15 protein-coding genes are annotated in these 17635 nt (G+C 66.0%); 7 read left to right on the top strand and 8 right to left on the bottom strand.

Translation table 11 applies throughout. The features are described from left to right. Nucleotides 1-32 precede the first annotated feature (32 nt). Genes fixJ through MRBLMC3_RS22305 form a run of 3 tightly spaced genes read right to left on the bottom strand, consistent with a single transcriptional unit; the run spans nucleotide 33 to nucleotide 2653 of the window. Nucleotides 33-656: a response regulator FixJ gene (gene fixJ / locus MRBLMC3_RS22315; protein WP_363736833.1), complete on the bottom strand. Its 624-nt coding sequence runs from the start codon at nucleotides 654-656 to the stop codon at nucleotides 33-35. Nucleotides 657-659: 3 nt separating this feature from the next. After that, a complete protein-coding gene (locus MRBLMC3_RS22310; protein ID WP_363832470.1) occupies nucleotides 660-1817 on the bottom strand; it encodes a sensor histidine kinase in 1158 nt (385 codons plus the stop codon). A 20-nt stretch (nucleotides 1818-1837) separates the two neighbouring features. Next, nucleotides 1838-2653 (bottom strand): universal stress protein, encoded by an 816-nt coding sequence (locus tag MRBLMC3_RS22305; RefSeq protein ID WP_363832468.1) that lies wholly within the window; start codon nucleotides 2651-2653, stop codon nucleotides 1838-1840. A gap of 111 nt (nucleotides 2654-2764) precedes the next feature. Here MRBLMC3_RS22305 and MRBLMC3_RS22300 point away from each other — a divergent pair, with 111 nt between their 5' ends. From MRBLMC3_RS22300 to MRBLMC3_RS22290, 3 genes are all read left to right on the top strand, one after another. Beyond that, complete coding sequence (locus MRBLMC3_RS22300) at nucleotides 2765-3127, top strand: hypothetical protein (RefSeq protein ID WP_133654858.1); 363 nt, start codon at nucleotides 2765-2767, stop codon at nucleotides 3125-3127. Nucleotides 3128-3242: 115 nt separating this feature from the next. Then, complete coding sequence (locus MRBLMC3_RS22295; protein WP_363832467.1) at nucleotides 3243-5393, top strand: TonB-dependent receptor; 2151 nt, start codon at nucleotides 3243-3245, stop codon at nucleotides 5391-5393. Next, nucleotides 5393-6475, top strand: a complete 1083-nt coding sequence (locus MRBLMC3_RS22290) for a PepSY-associated TM helix domain-containing protein (RefSeq protein WP_363832464.1) — start codon at nucleotides 5393-5395, stop codon at nucleotides 6473-6475. Before MRBLMC3_RS22295 ends, MRBLMC3_RS22290 begins: the two co-directional genes overlap by 1 nt. A 214-nt stretch (nucleotides 6476-6689) precedes the next feature. Here MRBLMC3_RS22290 and MRBLMC3_RS22285 read toward each other — a convergent pair whose 3' ends face one another. Continuing rightward, on the bottom strand, nucleotides 6690-8189 hold the full coding sequence (locus MRBLMC3_RS22285; RefSeq protein WP_363832461.1) for a CoA-acylating methylmalonate-semialdehyde dehydrogenase: 1500 nt from the start codon (nucleotides 8187-8189) through the stop codon (nucleotides 6690-6692). Nucleotides 8190-8287: 98 nt separating this feature from the next. On the opposite strand from MRBLMC3_RS22285, the gene MRBLMC3_RS22280 reads away from it, so the two are divergent. Beyond that, nucleotides 8288-9208: a LysR family transcriptional regulator gene (locus MRBLMC3_RS22280; RefSeq protein WP_363736843.1), complete on the top strand. Its 921-nt coding sequence runs from the start codon at nucleotides 8288-8290 to the stop codon at nucleotides 9206-9208. Nucleotides 9209-9395: 187 nt separating this feature from the next. Continuing rightward, nucleotides 9396-10040, top strand: coding sequence for a class I SAM-dependent methyltransferase (locus MRBLMC3_RS22275; protein WP_363832459.1), 645 nt, complete (start codon nucleotides 9396-9398; stop codon nucleotides 10038-10040). A 40-nt stretch (nucleotides 10041-10080) separates the two neighbouring features. Here MRBLMC3_RS22275 and MRBLMC3_RS22270 read toward each other — a convergent pair whose 3' ends face one another. The 3 genes from MRBLMC3_RS22270 to cysD are packed head-to-tail and all read right to left on the bottom strand — an operon-like array spanning nucleotide 10081 to nucleotide 13651. Continuing rightward, nucleotides 10081-10830 carry a 3'(2'),5'-bisphosphate nucleotidase CysQ gene (locus MRBLMC3_RS22270; protein ID WP_363832702.1) on the bottom strand — a complete coding sequence of 250 codons (750 nt, stop codon included), beginning with the start codon at nucleotides 10828-10830 and terminating at the stop codon, nucleotides 10081-10083. A 2-nt stretch (nucleotides 10831-10832) separates the two neighbouring features. Continuing rightward, a complete protein-coding gene (cysN, locus tag MRBLMC3_RS22265; protein WP_133654853.1) occupies nucleotides 10833-12740 on the bottom strand; it encodes a sulfate adenylyltransferase subunit CysN in 1908 nt (635 codons plus the stop codon). After that, nucleotides 12740-13651 carry a sulfate adenylyltransferase subunit CysD gene (gene cysD, locus MRBLMC3_RS22260; protein WP_363736908.1) on the bottom strand — a complete coding sequence of 304 codons (912 nt, stop codon included), beginning with the start codon at nucleotides 13649-13651 and terminating at the stop codon, nucleotides 12740-12742. The genes cysN and cysD overlap by 1 nt, the downstream gene beginning before the upstream one ends. A gap of 85 nt (nucleotides 13652-13736) precedes the next feature. On the opposite strand from cysD, the gene MRBLMC3_RS22255 reads away from it, so the two are divergent. Both MRBLMC3_RS22255 and MRBLMC3_RS22250 read left to right on the top strand, forming a co-directional pair. Next, the gene (locus tag MRBLMC3_RS22255) at nucleotides 13737-14825 is read left to right on the top strand and encodes a helix-turn-helix transcriptional regulator (RefSeq protein WP_363736846.1); all 1089 of its coding nucleotides are present in this window, start codon (nucleotides 13737-13739) and stop codon (nucleotides 14823-14825) included. Nucleotides 14826-15071: 246 nt separating this feature from the next. Beyond that, on the top strand, nucleotides 15072-16652 hold the full coding sequence (locus tag MRBLMC3_RS22250) for an ABC-F family ATP-binding cassette domain-containing protein (protein ID WP_363832456.1): 1581 nt from the start codon (nucleotides 15072-15074) through the stop codon (nucleotides 16650-16652). On the opposite strand, the gene MRBLMC3_RS22245 is transcribed toward MRBLMC3_RS22250, so the two are convergent. Next, entirely contained in the window at nucleotides 16646-17578 is a 933-nt protein-coding gene (locus tag MRBLMC3_RS22245; RefSeq protein WP_363832454.1) for a LysR family transcriptional regulator, read from the bottom strand. The genes MRBLMC3_RS22250 and MRBLMC3_RS22245 overlap by 7 nt on opposite strands. Nucleotides 17579-17635: the final 57 nt, after the last annotated feature.

The raw sequence follows: 17635 nt of genomic DNA, 5'->3' as shown, positions 1-17635 counted from the left end.
GTCGCGCAGGCGACGGACAATCCGCAACCGGATTATGCCTCGTCCTTCTCCGCGGCGGCATGGAAGGCGATCCTCAATGCTTCGGCCAGGCTCTTCACCTCCAGCTTCTGCATCAGGTTGGCGCGGTGGATTTCCACCGTGCGCGGGCTGATGCCCAGATCATAAGCGATGGTCTTGTTCGGCAGCCCTTCGACCAGCCCGTCCAGCACCTCGCGCTCGCGATCGGTCAGGATGTTGAGCCGTGCCCGCGCATCTTCCGCCCTTGCGCTTGCGCCGCGGTCCGCCACGGCCGTCCGGCGCGCTGCATCGACGCAGGCCAGCAGCGCTGCCTTCTCGAACGGTTTTTCGATGAAGTCGCTGGCGCCCGCCTTCATCGCCGTCACCGCCATGTCGACGTCGCCATGACCGGTCATGATCACCACGGGCAGCATGATTCCCCGCGCCCGCAATTCGCGCTGCACCGCCAGCCCGTCAATATCCGGCATCCGCACGTCCAGCAGCACGCACCCCGGCTCCAGCGCGGCGGCCTCCTTCAGAAAGTGCGAGCCCCCTTCGAACAGCTTCACGGCGAAGCCGCTCGTCCTCAGCATGAAGGACAGTGACCGCCGGATCGCCTCGTCATCGTCCACCACATAGATCGGGAATGCTTCGTTCATGCTCTAGTCCGCTGCGTCCAGGGTGAAGTGAAAGGCCGTGCCGCCCCATTGCGACGGTTCGGCCCAGATCCGGCCACCATGGCCCTCGACAATGGTCTGGCTGATCGAAAGGCCGACGCCCATGCCGGACGGCTTGGTGGTGGTGAAGGGGGTGAAGAGCGTGCGCGACATTTCCGGCGCCAGTCCCGGTCCGCTGTCGGCGACGATCACTTCGACCCGGCCGGCATCGGTCGGGGAAGGGGCCGGGATGGCGGAGAGGCGCAGGATGCGCGCAGGGCTGCCGGCCATCGCCTCCACCGCATTCTTCGTGAGGTTGATGATGACCTGCTGCAATTGCACCCGGTTGACCAGCACCTTGTCGACGCGCGGGTCGACGCTGATGTCCATGTCCAGGCCCCGGCTGTCGACGCCGATGAAGGCCAGTGCCGCCCCCTCCGCCAGCAGCCCGCGCAGCGCTTCGGGCTGGCGGATGGTTTCGCCGCGCCGGATGAATTCGCGCAGCGACCGGATGATTTCTCCGGCGCGCAGGGCCTGGCTGGCGCTTTCGGCCATAGCCTCACGCAGCAATTCCCGGTCCACAGGCGCGTCGGCGTCGAGCATGTCGCGTCCCGCCTCCAGATAATTGGCGATCGCGGTCAGCGGCTGGTTGAGTTCATGCGCCAGCGCCGACGCCAATGTGCCCATCGCCGTCACGCGGGAGGCATGGGCCAGTTCCGCCTGCAGGTCCGCCACCCGCCGCTCGGCCTGCTGGCTTTCGGTGAGGTCGCGGATGAAGCCGGTGAAAAGCGGTCGCCCCTCATCCTGGACCTCTCCCACGGACAGTTCGATGGGAAAGGTCGAGCCGTCCCGGCGCCGCGCGCTCGTCAGCCGGCCGATGCCGATGATCCGCCTTTCCCCCGTTTTCAGATAATGGTCGATATAGCCGTCATGCCTCTCCCGGTCGGGGGAGGGCATGAGCATCGAGATATTCTCGCCCAGAACGTCGCTTTCGGCATATTGGAACATGCGTTGCGCCGCCGCGCTGAACGACACGATCTGCCCGCGCACGTCGATGACGATCAGCGCATCGGGCACCGTCGCCAATATGGAGCCGAGCAGCGCCTGTTCGAGGCTGTGCTCGCGCTGGGTCAGGCCATCGGTTTCATCGTCCGCTACCGCCATGCGCCCACCATGCCGCGCATTCAATGCGCCAGCAAGAGCGGAACATGGACTTCGCGCAGCATGGCGCGGGTGACGCCGCCAAACACCATCTCGCGCAACCGGCTGTGACCGAAGGCGCCCATCACCATCCATTCAGGCTTCAGCACGCCGATGGCCGCCTTCAACGACGCCTCTATGGTGCGGCCGTCCTGCGGCCATGTGTGCAATTGGCATTTGATGCCGTGGCGCGCCAGATATTCGGGCGCGTCCGTGGCCGGGAAGGGATATTTGCCGGCTTCCTCCACCGTAACGACATGCACTTCCTCCGCCAGTTTCAGCAGCGGGACGGAGAGGCGCAGCGCGGTGGAGGCCTCCTGCGAACCGTCCCACGCTATCAGCGCGCGGCCCGTGACGGGAAAGCTTTTCGCCTCCTGCGGCACGGCGATCACCGGAACCCTTCCGGCGAGCGCCAGATCGGCCGCCAGGTGCAGCGGGTCGGCATATTCCCGGCGCGGTCCCGACGGCAGGGTGACGATGATGCCGTCGGTCAGCGTTGCGGCGGACAGCAGGCCATGGACGACATCGCCCTCCACATGGCGCCAGTCCCAGCTTACATCCTCGCGCCGGAGCCGATCCTCCACGCGCATTCGCGCCTTTTCGTCGATGTCGTACAGTTCCGCCATCATCGCCGGGGCCATGGAGGCGCCGCCATACATGTCGGCCGCGACGAAATTGGGCATGGCCGTCACCTGCACGCAGTGAATATGCGCATTGGATGCGCGGGCGAGATCGCAGGCCGCCTGGAGGCGGCTTTCCGCGCCAAGATCTTCATGAATGTGCAGCAGGACCGATTTCATCGTCTGTCTCCCGGCAAGCGTATCTTCCATCTGGCTAGGGCTGCCGTGGCGCGGTCGCCATCAGGAATAATCCTTATATCTCTTTTCGCTGCGGAATCCGATGCCATTCCCATGAGTTGGACCACCATACGCCTCGAACTTGCCCGGACGGCGGGTTTTCCCAACGGATCGGCGGCGCGAAGCTATGTGCTGCGCCTGCCGCTCAGCACGGGCGGGCTGATCGATGAACGGGAATATCGCGTCAATCCCGAACTGGCGACGGCGCGGCGCTTCTGGCCCAATGAGCCGGACCGGCACGGCACGCTGCTGCACACCCGGCAGGGCTGGGCGCTGTCCTGCAAGCCGGGAGAGGCGGATGACGAGAAGATCTACCGGCTGGAAGCGCAGGCCATCCAACTCGGGACCTGTCTGACCCTGACCGATCCAGACGGGGAGAGCCTGCCCTTTGTGGTGAAGGGTTTCTGTCCGGCCTGATGATCGGAAGGCGCGTCGGTGCAAAGGCGGCAAAGCATTTGCTCGTTAATACTGCTAATGACTTGCAACATCCCCTTCTTTTGGCTAGCGGGACGGCGGCTTTAAGGGGTGATGCATGCCTATTCGTTCGTCTGTCCTGCTTGTGACCAGTACGCTTGCTCTGTTGAGTCCCTCCGCGCTGGCCCAGTCCCGACCCGCCGCAGAGGATGGCGGCCCGATCATCGTGACCGCCGCGCGCACGATCCTGCCGGCCAACGCCCTGCCGTTGACCGTCGACGTGATCGACCAGGAAACGCTCAACCAGCAGGTTGCGATCGGCGGGTCCATTGTCGATGCGGTGTCGGCGCTGACCCCTTCCTTTTCGCCGACGCGGCAAAAGCTGTCTGGCGCGGGTGAGACGCTGCGCGGCCGATCGCCGCTCTACGCGATCAACGGCATACCGCAGACGGCGCCGTTGCGGGACGGCGCGCGCGATGGCTTCACCATCGACCCGTTCTTCATTGATCGGGTGGAGGTGATCTATGGTTCCAACGCGCTGCAAGGGATCGGCGGCACGGGCGGGATCGTCAATCAGGTGACCGTTGCGCCGCCCCGGAACGACGGATTGACCGGCCGGGTGCTGGTGCAGGGCAATGCCGACACCGGCTTTCACGGTGACGGCATCGGCGGCAAGGTGGCGGGGCTGGTCGGCTGGCGCTCCGGGCGATGGGACGCGATGGTGGGCGCAGCCTATGAGAAGCGCGGCGCATTCTATGACGGGCATGGCAATCGCGTCGGCACCGACCTGACGCAGGGAGAGACGCAGGACAGCCGGAGCTGGTCGCTGTTCGGCCGCTTCGGCTACGCGCTGAGCGACAGTGCGCGATTGGACCTGACCATGAGCCGCTTCCAGTTGAAGGGGGAGGGCGATTACGTCGCGGTGGACGGCAATTATCGCATCGACCGCCCGACAAGTTCGGTGCGCGGCACGCCGCCCGGCGTTCCGGCCACCAACCGCACGGAAAGCGCTGCGCTTACGCTGACCGACAGCGCCCTGTGGGACGGCAACTTCATCGCCCAACTTTTCTTCAACCGCTCGCGCGACACCTATGGCGGGGAGGTTGCGCCGATCGCCAGTTTTCAGGATCCGCGCATTGCGCCGGTCGGCACCCTGTTCGACCAGTCGCAGAATCGCAGCCGCAAATATGGCGGCAAGATCAGCTATGAACGCGCCATGCCGGGATTTGAGGCGCTGACCGCGACCATCGGCTTCGACGCGCTCTATGACCTGACCGAGCAGCGGCTGATCGCGACGGGCCGGAGTTGGGTGCCGCCGACCGATTATCGCAGCCTCGCGCCCTTTGCGCAGTTCAACCTGGCATTGTTCGACAAGAAACTGCGCGTGGCGGGCGGCGTCCGTCATGAGGATGTGCGCATCAGCATCGATGACTATCACACCCTCTGGACCTATGGCGGCGGCGTCGATGTCGCAGGGGGCAGGCCGACCTTCAGCGATACGCTGGTCAATGGTGGCGTGATCCTGGAACCCTGGACCGGCATCCGCGCCTATGCCAGCTATGCCGAGGGTTATACCGTGCCCGATGTCGGCCGGATCGCCCGTGCCGTCGCCGCGCCCGGCGTCGACATAGACGATTATGTGAACATCAGCCCGATCGTGTCGAACAACCGGGAGATCGGCTTTGAAGTGAAGCGCGGCCCGATCGATGCCAGCGCGGCCTATTTCTGGTCGACCAGCAAGAACGGGTCGCTGCTGGTGCAGAGCGGCGGCGTGTTCGAGGTCCAGCGCCAGCGGGTCGAGATACAGGGGCTGGAACTGAACCTCTCGGCCCGGACGCCGCTGCCGGGACTGACCCTCTCGACCGGCTATGCCCATCTGATCGGCCGCACCGACGGTTCGGACGACGGGATCGACAAGGTTGACCGCGATCTGGACGGGGCGAACATCTCGCCCGACCGCCTGAACGTGGCGGCCAGCTATGTGCATGGACCCGTTTCGGCGCGCATCCAGACGCAATTCTTCCTGTCGCGCCAGTTCGAACGGACGCCGGGCGCTTATCCGCCGCTCTACAGGTTCGACGGCTATGACGTGACCGACCTGTCGCTGCGCTATCAGACGCGTTTGGGGGCATTGACGCTGGCGGCGCAGAATATCTTCGACACATTCACCATCGATTATTACAGCCAGACCGTCCGTCCCAGTGACAATGCCCATTATTTCGCGGGCCGCGGCCGCAATTTCACCCTGTCCTGGGATTATCGCTTCTAGTGAAACTGATCGACACCCTCCACCGCTGGACCGGCGGGCTGATCGGGTTGCTGCTCGCGCTTCTGGGCCTGAGCGGCGCGTTGCTGGTGCATAAAAATGCCTGGACGCTGGCGCCCCATGCCGGCGATCCGCGGGTGGAGGACGTGCGCCAACTGGCCGAGGTGACGCAGCGCCTCATGGCCGATCCGGCGATGCGGCCGCAGTCGATCACCTATGCGTCCGACGATTTCGGGCTGCTCAAACTGCTGTTCGACAATGGTCGCGGCGCCTATGCGGACCAGCAGGGTGCCGTGGTGATGCGGTGGAGCAGCCAGTGGGAGCGGCCCGAACTGTGGCTGTTCGATTTCCACCACCATCTCTTTTCCGGCGAAACGGGCGATTGGGTGATCGGTATTGCCGCGCTTTGCGGGCTGTTCTTCGTGTTGACCGGCTTCATCCTCTGGTGGCGGACGCGGCGGACCTTCGAATGGCGCCTATGGCCGGCACGGATGAGCCGCCCCGCGATCGTGCGGCATCACCGCGACCTGGGCATCATCGTCGCGCCCTTGTTGCTGCTGTCGCTGGTGACGGGTGCCGTCCTGGTGTTCCGTCCCATGGCGGCGTTGCTGTTCGGGCCGGGAGCGCCTGCGCAGATCGACAAGGCGCTGGCTCCGCCCCCGCCCCGCAATGCCGGGCTTGCCGGAAGGCTGGACTGGGCGGGCATGATCATGACGGCCAAGGCGCGCTTCCCCGATGCGGAAGTGCGCAGCCTCAGCCTGCCGCGCAAGAAGGGCGGTCTCGTCACGCTTCGCATGCGGCGGCCGCAGGAATGGCTGCCCAATGGCCGCACCACCCTCTGGTTCGCGGCCGACAACGGCATGCTGGTTGCCGCGCGCGACGCCTCGACGCTGCCCACAGCGGTGAAGGGCTATAATCTGCTTTACCCGCTCCATGCGGCGAAAGTCGGTGGCTTGCCCTTCCGGCTGCTCATGACGCTGTCGGGTTTGGCGCTGACGCTGCTCGGCTCGCTGACTGTCTGGACGTTCTGGTTCAGGCGTCCCGCCCGGCCTGCACGGCCGCGTCAGATCGCGATCAGGACATAGGGACGGTCGAACCGTTCCGAAGGGACAATTATAGACCGGAACACCGCCGGGCTTGCAGAAGATGTCCAGATCCCTGGTCGGCCGCATGAAGGGGATGCCCGATCCCACCAGATGCGCCAGGCTTTCCGCGTAGAATTGGGCAGCGTCCGGCGACGGGGCGAAGGTGACGGGGAACGGGCGAGCGGTCGCTTCCGTTCCCCGGCCGGGCGGAGGCCTATCTCATCGTCGGGATGACGAAGCTCTGGTCGATCACCGCACCGCCGTCGGGCCAGCGTTGGGTGATCTTCTTGGTGCGGGTGTAGAAGCGCACGCCGTCCATGCCATATTGGTCGAGGTCACCGAACCCGGAACGTTTCCAGCCGCCGAAGCTGTGATAGGCGACCGGCACCGGGATCGGCACGTTGATGCCGACCATGCCGACCTCCACATCGGCGGCGAACTTGCGGGCATAGTCGCCGTTGCGGGTGAAGATGGCGACGCCATTGCCATATTGATGCTGCGAGGGATAGCTGAGCGCCTCCTCGAAGCTGTGGGCGCGCAGGATTTGAAGGACAGGGCCGAAAATTTCGTCCTGATAGCTCTTCATCTGCGGCGTCACCCGGTCGATCAGCGTCGGGGCGAGGTAGAAGCCCTGCTCATAGCCCTGGAGCGAGAAGCCGCGCCCGTCGACCACGATTTCCGCACCTTCGTCGGCGGCCATCTGGATATAGCTTTCGACGCGGGCCTTGTGCACGCCGGTGACGAGGGGGCCATATTGCGCGTCGGGATCGGTCGGGATGCCGGGGCGCAGTGTTTCGATGGCGTTCAGCAGCTTGGCGCGGAAGGCGTCCGCCGTGGCTTCGCCCACCGGCACCACAACGGGCAGCGCCATGCAGCGTTCGCCCGCCGAACCATAGGCCGCGCCGACGATATCGGCGACCGCCTGGTCCATGTCCGCGTCGGGCAGGATGATGCCGTGATTCTTGGCGCCGCCCATCGCCTGGACCCGCTTGCCGTTCTGCGCGCCGCGGGCATAGACATAGTTGGCGATGTCGGAAGATCCGACGAAGCTGACCGCCTTGATCGCCGGATGGTCGAGGATGGCGTCGACCATTTCCTTGTCGCCATGGACGACGTTCAGGATCCCGGCGGGCATGCCGGCCTCTATGGCGAGTTCGGCAAGGCGCACCGGGACGGAAGGGTCGCGTTCCGACGGCTTCAGGATGAAGGCGTTGCCGCAGGCGATGGCCATGGCGCTCATCCAGAGGGGGATCATGGCGGGGAAGTTGAAGGGCGTGATGCCCGCTGCGATGCCCAGCGGCTGGCGCATGGAATAGACGTCGATGCCGGGGCCGGCGCCCTGGGTATATTCGCCCTTGAGCAGATGGGGGATGCCGCAGGCGAACTCGACGACTTCCAGGCCGCGCTGGATGTCGCCCCTGGCGTCGGCCACCACCTTGCCATGTTCGGAGGAGAGGAGGACGGCCAGTTCGTCCATATTCTGTTCGATCAGTTCCTTGAAGCGGAACATCACGCGGGCGCGGCGCTGGGGATTGACGGCGGCCCATTCGGGCTGGGCGGCGAGGGCGGAATCCACCGCCTTCTGGAGATGGGCGGCGGTGGCGAGTTCGACCTGCGCCTGGACGGTACCGGTGGCGGGATCGAGCACGTCGGACAAGCGGGCGCCGGGGAGCGGGGCGGATTGTCCATGAATGAAATGAGTAATCGAACGCATTTTCCGGTTCCTCTCCTGCGGGTGGATGGCTTTGCTATAGACCCGCCAGCTTTGCGGATATACGGGTATGTCGACACATTTGTTGTGCGGATTTGCCCATGCTAAATTCCGATGAGCTGCGCCTGTTCCTGGCCGTGATGCGGGAGGGCAACATGCTGGCCGCTGCCCGCAGGGTCGGCGTTGACCATAGCACGGTTGCCCGGCGCCTGACCAATATGGAGGCGACGCTGGGCGCCCGGCTGTTCGATCGCAGCCCGCGCGGGGTGACGCCTACGCCCGCCGCCTTCGCACTGGTTTCCCATGCCGAGCGGATAGAGAGCGAGCTGCTCGCCGCGATGAGCAGCGTCGCCGGGCGCGACCGGGAAGTGGAGGGGACGGTGCGGCTCGCCACGCCGGAAGCCATTGCCAGCCATCTGATCGCCCCCAATGTGGCGGCCCTGCGCGCGCGCCACCCGCGCCTGACGCTGGAGCTGGCATCCGAAAGCAAGGTGGCGAGCCTGTCGCGGCGCGAGGCGGAAATCGCCGTGATGCTGAAGCCGCCGCCCCGGGGCCGCTTCGTGACGCGCAAGCTGGCCGATTATCGCCTCGGCCTTTACGCGTCCAAGGCCTATCTGGAGCGGGAAGGGGCCCCGGCGACCCGCGCCGACCTCAGCCGCCATGTCTTCGTTTCCTATATCGAGGAGCTGGCCGGCTTTGCCGAGATGATCGCCCTCGACCAGTTGCTGCCCGGCGCGTCCATCGTCTTTCGCGCCAGTTCCAGTGCGGCGCAGCATGCGGCGGTGGCGGCGGGCATGGGGCTGGGCGTGCTGCACCGCTTCGCGGCGGCGGAGGATGAGCGGCTGGTCCAGCTTTTCCCCGAGTCGACGCCGGAGTCGATGCCGGGGTCGATGCCGGGGTCGATGGAGGTCTGGCGCAGCTATTGGCTGGTCATGCATGCCGATCTGCAGAGGCTGCCTCGCGTGCGCGCGGCCGCCGATTTCCTGGACGAGGTCATGCGGACAGTGCGGGACCGGCTGTAGGACGGATCGATATCAGCGCTGACGGCCTGCAAATGGCGGCCTTTCGCGCTTCCGGTGCGTGCCGGGCGTGGCAGATCCTGATCCAGTTAAGGCGATTTTCCAGGAACCCGGTCCCGATCCCGCGGGTTTTCCAGGCAGGCTGCAACGCGCTGATTGCGGCATCACGGCATGGGAGAGTGGAGCAGTCGTGGCGATATCGTTCGAACATCGGATGGCGCGGGGCGCATGGGGTGAAGCGCAGGGCCGCGGCACGGACCATCTGGCTCTCGCCTTTCGCGAGTTCTTCAAAAATCCGCTGGCGGTCGGCTCTGCCTTTCCCGCTTCGCATGGCCTTGTTGAAAGGATGCTGGCCCCGATCGACTGGAGCCGGATGGAATGCGTCGTCGAATATGGACCGGGTACGGGCATCTTCACCCGTGCCCTGCTGGATCGCCTGCCCGCCCATGCGCGGCTGCTGGCGATCGATACCAGCGCGGGCTTCATCGATCATCTGCGCAGGGTGACGCCGGACGGGCGGCTGGTCGCGGTCGCCGGTTCGGCCGATGCCGTACGCGGCATCATGACCGGTCACGGGCTGGGCCGGGCGGACTGCATCCTGTCGGGCCTGCCCTTCTCCACGCTGGCGCCGGATCGGGCGGAACGGCTGATGAAGGCGAGCGCCGGGGCTTTGGCGCCTGACGGGCGGTTCCTGGCCTATCAGATGCGCAAGGCCGTGCTCCCCCTGCTGGAGCGGCGTTTCGAGACGGTCGAGACGGGTTTCGAATGGCGCAATCTGCCACCCTGCCATCTCTATTGGGCGACGCGGCCGCGCTCCCTCCTTCCCTCCCCTTGAAGGGGGAAGGGACGATTTTGCTCTTTCCGCGTCCGGGGCTTCAGTCGCCGGTGGGAGTTAGAGCGGCGATGAGGTCCAGCACCCCCTGCGCATGCTCCTTCCGGCAGATCAGCAGGTCGGGCAGATAGACGTCCTCCTGATTATAGACCAGCGGCGATCCGTCGATGCGGCTGCAATGCAGGCCGTGGGCGAGCGCCACGGCGACCGGGGCGCAACTGTCCCATTCATATTGGCCGCCCGAATGCAGATAGATGTCGGCCTGCCCCAGGATCACCGCCATCGCCTTTGCGCCCGCGCTGCCCATGGGGACGAGCTCCGCGCCCAGCCTTTCCGCGACGGCGACCGCTTCGGCGGCCGGGCGGGTGCGGCTGACCACCATGCGCAGCTTTTCCGGCGCGGGCGGAACGGGGCGGGGCTGGTCGGTGCGCAGCACGACGCCGCCGTCCAGTCCGGGCAGCGCGACCGCGCCCACCGTCGCCACGCCGTCCACCGACAGGCCGACATGCACCGCCCAGTCGGCGCGTTCCTCCCCATATTCGCGCGTGCCGTCGACCGGATCGACGATCCAGACGCGCGACTTTTCGAGGCGGGAGCCGTCGCACTTCATCTCCTCCGACAGCAGGCCGTCATCGGGACGCTGTTCGCGCAGGGCGTGGACCAGGAACTGGTTGGCGGTCTGGTCGCCCGCCTTGCCCAGCGCCTTGGCGCCGAGCAGGCCGCTGTCGCGCACCGTGAGCAGCAGGCGCCCCGCAATGTCGGCCAGATGCGCGGCAAGATCAGCGTCGGACATGCTCATGGGATCAGCCTCGCGATGATGGCTTCGGCCGCTTCCTCTGCGGTCATGGCCGTGGTGTCGATCCGGATTTCCGGATCCTCCGGCGCTTCATAGGGGCTGTCGATGCCCGTGAAGTTCTTGAGTTCGCCCGAACGCGCCTTCCTGTAGAGGCCCTTGACGTCGCGCGCCTCCGCGTCGGCCAGCGGTGTGTCGATATGCACCTCGATGAACTCGCCGGGCTTCATCATCTGGCGCACCATGTCCCGCTCCGCCCGGAAGGGGGAGATGAAGGCGGTGATGACGATCAGGCCCGCATCGGTCATGAGCTTCGCCACCTCGCCCACGCGGCGGATATTTTCCACCCGGTCGGCGTCGGTGAAGCCCAGATCCTTGTTGAGGCCGTGGCGCACATTGTCGCCGTCCAGCAGGAAGGTGTGGCGGTTCATGCGCGCCAGCTTCTTTTCGACGAGGTTGGCGATGGTCGACTTGCCCGCGCCCGACAGCCCGGTGAACCACAGCACGGCCGGCTTCTGATTCTTGAGGTTGGCGTGGAATTCGCGGGTGACGTCGGTCGCCTGCCAGTGGACGTTCTGCGCCCGCCGCAGCGAGAAGTGCAGCATCCCCGCCGCCACGGTGGCATTGGTGATCTTGTCGATCAGGATGAAGCCGCCCAGCGTGCGGTTGGTTTCATAGGGTTCGAACACGATCTGCCTGTCGGTCGACAGATTGGCGATGCCGATGGCGTTGAGGTCCAGCGTCTTCGCCGCCAGATGCTCCATCGTGTTGACGTTGACCTGATATTTGGGTTGCTGGATCGTGGCGGTGACGGTCTGCGTGCCGAGCTTCAGCCAATAGGGGCGGCCCGGCAGCATTTCCTCGTCCGCCATCCAGACGATCGTCGCCTCGAACTGGTCGGCGGCCTGCGGCGGATTGTCCGACGCCGCGATCACGTCGCCGCGCGAGCAGTCGACTTCATCGGCAAAGCACAGAGTGACCGACTGCCCGGCGACCGCGACATCCAGGTCGCCGTCAAGCGTGACGATGCGGCTGATCGTGCTGGTCTTGCCCGAAGGCAGGACGCGGATCGCGTCGCCCGGCCTGACCGTGCCGGTGGCGATCTGGCCGGAAAAGCCGCGGAAGTCGAGATTGGGGCGGTTGACCCACTGGACCGCCATGCGGAAGGGCTTTTCCTGATCGGAGACCTGGTCGACCTCCACCGTTTCCAGATGCTCGATCAGCGCCGGTCCCTTGTACCAGGGCGTGTTGGCCGAAGGGCCGGTGATATTGTCGCCCCTGAAGCCGGAAATGGGCATGGCGGTAAAGGCCTTGATGCCGATCGACTGGGCAAATTCGGTATAGTCCTTGACGATGCCGTCGAACACCGCCTGGTCATAGTCGACCAGATCCATCTTGTTCACCGCCAGCACAATGTTCCGGATGCCGATCAGATGGGCAAGATAGCTGTGGCGGCGGGTCTGCGTCAGCACGCCCTTGCGCGCGTCGATCAGGATGACGGCGAGGTCGGCGGTGGATGCGCCCGTCACCATGTTGCGCGTATATTGTTCATGGCCGGGCGTGTCGGCGACGATGAACTTGCGCTTTTCCGTCGCGAAGAAGCGATAGGCGACGTCGATGGTGATGCCCTGTTCGCGTTCGGCGGCGAGGCCGTCGACCAGCAGGGCGAAGTCGATCTCCTGCCCCTGGGTGCCCACGCGCTTGCTGTCGGCCTCCAGCGCGGCGAGCTGATCCTCGAAGATCATCTTGCTGTCATAGAGCAGGCGGCCGATCAGCGTCGACTTGCCGTCGTCCACCGACCCGCAGGTGATGAAGCGCAGCATCGTCTTGTGCTGGTGCACCTCCAGATACTGGTCGATATCCTCCGCGATGAGGGCGTCGGTCTTGTAGATCACATCGGCGTCCGACATCAGAAATACCCTTCCTGCTTCTTCTTTTCCATGCCCGCGCCGCCGGCATCCTTGTCGATGGCGCGGCCCTGGCGTTCGGAGGTGGTGGTGAGCAGCGTTTCCTGGATCACCTCCGGCAGGGTCTTCGCTTCGCTCTCGACCGCGCCGGTCAGCGGGTAGCAGCCCAGGGTGCGGAAGCGGATCGACCGCATCACCGGCTCCTCGCCGGGCTTCAGGGGGAAGCGTTCGTCATCCACCATCAGCAGCATGCCGTCGCGCTCCACCGTGGGGCGCTCCTCCGCGAAATAGAGCGGCACGATGGGGACGTCGTTCAGGTGGATATATTGCCAGATGTCCAGCTCGGTCCAGTTGCTGATCGGGAAGACGCGGATGCTCTCGCCCTTGTTCTTGCGGGCGTTGTAGAGGTTCCACAGTTCCGGGCGCTGGTTCTTCGGATCCCAGCCGTGCGACGACGTGCGGAAGGAGAAGATGCGTTCCTTCGCCCGGCTCTTCTCCTCATCGCGGCGGGCGCCGCCGAAGGCCGCGTCGAAGCCGTAGAGGTTGAGCGCCTGCTTCAGCCCCTCCGTCTTCCACATGTCGGTGTGCAGCGGGCCATGGTCGAACGGGTTTATGCCGCGTTCCTGCGCTTCGGGATTGTGATAGACGAGCAACTCCATGCCCGATTCCCGCGCCATGCGGTCGCGCAGTTCGTACATCGCCTTGAATTTCCAGGTGGTGTCGACGTGCAGCAGCGGGAAGGGCGGCGGCGAGGGGTAGAATGCCTTGCGCGCCAGATGCAGCATCACGGCCGAATCCTTGCCCACCGAATAGAGCATCACCGGCTTCTCGGCCTCTGCCACGACTTCCCGCAGGATATGGATGCTTTCCGCCTCCAGACGCTCCAGATGCGTCAGCCTCTTCGAATCGATCATCATTCACCGCCTTGTGTTGTGACAGCCTGATGGCAGAAGCGGTGAGGTACTGGACCTCCCATATGGGAGGATATACATATTAGCCATGCGACTGGACGATGGCGGATTATTGGCGGCTCTCCATGAGGGTATGTTCGAGCAACCCCTTTGGCACGGGTTCCTCGACAGGTTGCGGGCGCGATCTGGGGCGGCCTATGCCAGCCTCGCCTTCCGCCCGGTAGATGAGGAGCGGATCGTCGAGCTGTATGCCGGGCCGCCGACGCCGCTGCACCTCGACCGGCTGTTCAACCAGAAATATGGGCGCGATCCCCTGCCCTATCGCCGGATGCGGGAGGCGCGGGTCTATACGCTGGACGAACTGCTGGATCCCGGCGACGCGGTGCAGCAGGGCTATCGGGCGGAATTCCTGCAACCGCTGGGCATCACCAACATGCGTTCGGTGCGCGTGACCGAGCCGAGCGGCATGGATGCCTGGCTGAGCTGCGCGGGGGGGAGGGAGCTGGGGTCGGGCGTGGGCGCGCTGATGACCGCGCTGGTGCCGCATCTGCGCATCGCGCTGCGCAGCTTCGTCGCGCTGGAGCGGGAAAAATTCCGGTCTTCGGTGAATTCGGAGGCGTTCGGGCGGCTGAACTTCGGCTGGCTGACGCTGGACGCCCAGTGCCGCATCGTCGACATGACGCCGCATCTGGAGCAGCTTTTCCAGCGTTCGCGACTGCTGCGCAGGGGGCGTTACGACCGGCTGATGCCGGCGTCTCCGGCGATCGACCGGGAAATGACCGCGCTGGTCAAGACCTTTGCCGCCGATCGCGAGGCGCGGCCGAGGGCTATCAACCTGAGCCGCGATCCGTTGATGGACATGCTGGTCCGGCCGATCCAGGATCGCTCGCTGTCCGTGCCGTCGGCACCCGTCGCCATCGCCTATATCAGCGGCGACCGATGGTCGCAGGCGGACCGTTGCGACCAGCTGGTCGACCTGTTCGGATTGTCGCCCAGCGAGGCGCGGCTGGCCTGGGCGATCGCGCAGGGCATGTCGATCAGCGAGGCCGCCGCCGACCTGGGGCTGACGGTGGAGACGGCGCGCAACTATTCGAAGAAGATCTATGCCAAGACCGGGGCGCGGGGGCAGGCGGAGCTGGTGCGCAATATCCTGACGGGTGTGCTGGCGCTGGCCTGAGGGTGGCCGGTCCATTCGCGGCGCGGCCGCTGGCAGATTCCGCCATCCGGGAAGAAGCGCGCGAAGATTGCGGTGGACATGGTGCTTCGTTCAGGCCAGGATTTCCGCGGCCGCCAGAGCCTGATCTCTCCATGGACCGGGATGCAGTGGCGAGCGAGCGGATGACCCGACAGGAAGGACTTACGACCATGGATGACCGGATGACCAGCGCCCCTTGCCCTGTTGTCCCTGTTCGTCATGGTGTCCATGTCCGCTTTTCTCACATTATCCAGCCTGTCCGCCGCCACGCCTGAAGGGCGGACGCTTTTCCATGACCTGACCCTGTCGATCGGCGCCGAGCGCATCGGGTTTGTCGGGCGCAACGGGTCGGGCAAGTCGACATTGCTGCGCATTGCGGCGGGCGTGCAGGTGCCCTCGTCCGGCAGCGTTCATCGCGGCGGCACGGCCGCCATGCTGGCCCAGAACTGGCGCAGCGACCAATTGATCGGCGAGGCGCTGGGCGTTGCCGAGGCGCTGGCGATCCATGCGCGCATCGAGCGGGGCGAGGGGACCGAAACGGATTTCGACGCGGTCGACTGGATGCTGCCCGCTGCGGTCGACGCTGCCCTTGCCGATATCGGGCTGGCCGGCGTGGACATCGAACGGCCGATGGGCAGCCTGTCGGGGGGCGAGCGGACGCGCATCGGGATAGCGCGCCTCGCGATCGAGCGCCCCGATCTCCTGCTGCTCGACGAGCCGACCAACAATCTCGACCGGGAAGGCCGCGCCGCGATCGAGCGGCTGGTCGCGACCTGGCCGGGCGGCGTGCTGGTCGCGAGCCATGACCGGGCGCTGCTGGAACGCATGGACCGCATCGTCGAACTCAGCCCCATCGGCATCCGCATCGTCGGCGGCGGCTGGTCCGCCTTTGCCGCCGCGCGCGACGCCGATCAGGCGCGGGCGCAGGCCGAGCGTGATCGCGCCGACGTCGCACTGCGCGCCACCCGTCTCGCCGCGCAGGCCGCGCGGGAGGCGAAGGACCGGCGCGACAGGGCCGGCCGCGCCTTTGCCGAGAGGGGATCGGAACCGAAGATCCTGCTGGGCGCGCGGGCGGAACGGGCGGAGAATAGCGGCGGCCATGCGCGGCGCCTGGCCGAACGGCAGATAGACGAGGCGGTTCATGCCAGCGATGCCGCTCGCGCCCGGGTGGAAATATTGACGCCGCTCGCCATCGACCTGCCCGCCACCGGCATCCCCTCGCAAGCTGAGTTGCTGGCGATGGAGGGCGCCAGCGTCGATCTGGGCGGACGTCGCCTCGGCCCCTGGACGATGGCCATTCATGGGCCGGAGCGGGTGGCCCTGGCGGGTGCGAACGGAACGGGCAAATCGACCCTGCTGCGCCTGGTGACCGGAGCGCTCGCGCCGGCCATCGGCATGGTCCGGCGACGATCCGACCGGATCGCCATGCTGGATCAGCATGGCGACCTGCTGGATGAAGGGGACACGATCATCGGCAACATGCGTCGCCGGCACCCGACGCTGGACGAGGAGGCGATCCATGCGGCCTGTGCCCGTTTTGCCTTCCGTAACCGCGAGGCGCAGCGAATCGTGGGCAGCCTGTCGGGCGGCGAGCGCCTGCGCGCCGGTTTGGCCGTCGCTCTTTCGGGACCCCAGCCGCCCTGGTTGCTGATCCTGGACGAGCCGACCAATCATCTCGATATCGCCTCGATCGAGGTGCTGGAGCGGGCGCTTGAAAGCTTCGACGGCGCGCTGATGGTCGTCAGCCATGATCGCCGATTTCTCGACGCGATCGGCATTCAGCGGACGGTGGATGTTGGCCGTCAGTGAACCGGGTCGTCGTCCAGCATGGGATCGCGGCCGCCGAACAGATCCGCGATCAGGCGCCGCAGCCAGATGGTGCCGGGGTCATGATGGCTGCGCCGATGCCATAGCTGCTGGATCGGAATGCGGGGCGCGTCGAAGGGAAGGGGGAGGAACCGCAGGCCGGCAAGGCGGGAGAAGATGCGGGCCACGCCATAGGGCACCGTCGCGATCATGTCGGAACGGGCGATCAGCAGCGGCACGGTCAGGAAATGCGGCGAGCGCAACAGCGTCCGCCGGCGCAGCCCCAATGCGCGGATTCGCCGCTCCAGCACTTCCTGGCTGCGGCCTTCCTGTTCGATCATCGCGTGGTCGGCCGACAGATAATCCTCCAGCGACATGGTGGTCGCGCCGTCCCGCCACCCGGCGCGCACCAGGCAGACGAAGCCCTGTTCGAACAGCGTCTGGGTGAAGAGATTGTCCCCCTCCAGCCCCAGGAAGAAGCCGAGCGCCAGATCGACCGACCCGTCCGCCAGGGCGCGGCGCAGATCGGGCGGCGCCAGGGTGACCGAACGCACCGTGACCCCCGGCGCCCGTTCCCGCAGGGCGGTCATGAGGTCGGGCAGGAAGGTCAGTTCGCCCAGATCGGAAAGGCCGATGGTGAAGCAGCGTTCCGACCGGGCGGGGTCGAACGGGGCGGCGGTCACGATGTCCGACCGGACCGACGCCATCACCGTCATGACGGGGTCGATCAACCGCTGGGCCACCAATGTCGGCTCCATCGCAGCGCCCTGCCGCACGAAAAGTTCGTCCCCGAAATGCGCGCGCAGCCTTCGCAGTGCCAGGCTGACGCCCGGTTGCGTGACGCCCAGCGCCCGCGCCGCGCCCGACACGCTGCGCTGGGTGAACAGCGCCTCCAGCACGCGGAGCAGGTTGAGATCGAGCTTTTCCATCAGGGAATGATATAGTTTCTATAAGAATTATGCGGGATGCTTATAATCGGCCGTCGC

This window comes from Sphingobium sp. LMC3-1-1.1 (assembly GCF_040676285.1).
Classification (GTDB): Bacteria; Pseudomonadota; Alphaproteobacteria; order Sphingomonadales; family Sphingomonadaceae; genus Sphingobium.
This window is presented reverse-complemented; position numbering and strand designations above follow the sequence as displayed.